General features: G+C 29.5%; 1 protein-coding gene. It reads left to right on the top strand.

From position 1 onward, the window contains the following. Nucleotides 1–350 precede the first annotated feature (350 nt). Nucleotides 351–956 (top strand): hypothetical protein, encoded by a 606-nt coding sequence (locus ACVCXO_RS00335; RefSeq protein WP_452227611.1) that lies wholly within the window; start codon nucleotides 351–353, stop codon nucleotides 954–956. Nucleotides 957–1,209 lie beyond the last annotated feature (253 nt).

Below are 1,209 nucleotides of genomic sequence, written 5' to 3'. Positions count from 1 at the left end.
GTTTGGGCTTACCTAATTCCCTAACTTATAATTAACAAAATTTGCTTAGATAAATCGGAACTAAAAGTAAAACTGAAGTCACAAAGATTTTAATTAACTAAATAATAAACAGATTATCTGGTGCGAAAATCTATCTGCTCTTATTTGTCTTTGGAAATTTCTTTTAATTAAGTTTGCGACTAATTAGAGCTGCATTTGCTAACAACGTATATAAAAAATTGCTAGATTAGTGCTTAATTAAAGGTTGTTGCTCTTTTGTTACTTCTGATTTTCCTTCGGAAAATCCGCCTGTACCAAAACGCAACTTTCCATATACAAACACGTTGTAAGCAAGCTAAAAACTCACTCTAATGAATAGTTTTTCGAAATTAAAAAAAGCCTTGGGAATCTTTGAAAAGCCTATAAATGAAAAAGAATCGGTAACTAAAAAATACATAATAAATATTGACCCAAATTCTCAAACATTATCTAAGGAATTTAAAGATTTTTATTATAATCATTTTGTTGAACCTTATGGATTAAGCCGAAATGAAGTCGACACGTCTTTCTTTAAAAAGATGTCTACTAATGAACTGGAAATTTCGAAAGATTTAATCAGGAAAAATTTACATTTAAAATACAGTCATTTATTTAAAGCTTCAGGAGAATTAAAAGATGAAAAAGCATTACCAATACTCTATAAGTTTCTAAACATTGAGACCGATTTGAGTTGGAAACTAACAATTGGTAGAGCAATATGGAGAATTAACAACGATAACCTTTATGAAAAACTATTAATGAATCTTGCTACAAGCAAAGAAGAAAATTTAAAGTATATACATTTTGAGCAAGTCTATGATTTAGGAGAAAAAAAGAAAGTCCAGTTTTTAAAACTTATGGTGGGAAATGATGAAACCCTTTCAGAAAGAAGAGCTACAGAAATACTTAATCGGATTAAAACAAAAAGTAAAAATTAAATCAAAGCCAGCTTACAACACCGTATATATTTTATTGCTTGGTTCTAGCTTGTTTACGAAAATCCTCGCGGATTTTCTATTCCGTTTTTATTTACTAACTTAGTTGCTTAATCACGCCACTAATCATATACAAACACGTTATGTTTAATAATCCCAGACTTCTGGAACTTCCCTTGTTCATTGCAATTAGCCCATTGTAAATTACAGAGTTTGCAATAAACTTGAATTGGAATACTGGATTTTGAGGAATAAT

It is taken from the genome of Lacinutrix sp. MEBiC02404, from assembly GCF_053601575.1.
The sequence above is the reverse complement of the archived record's forward strand: the minus strand, read 5'-3'. Positions and strand labels throughout refer to the sequence as shown.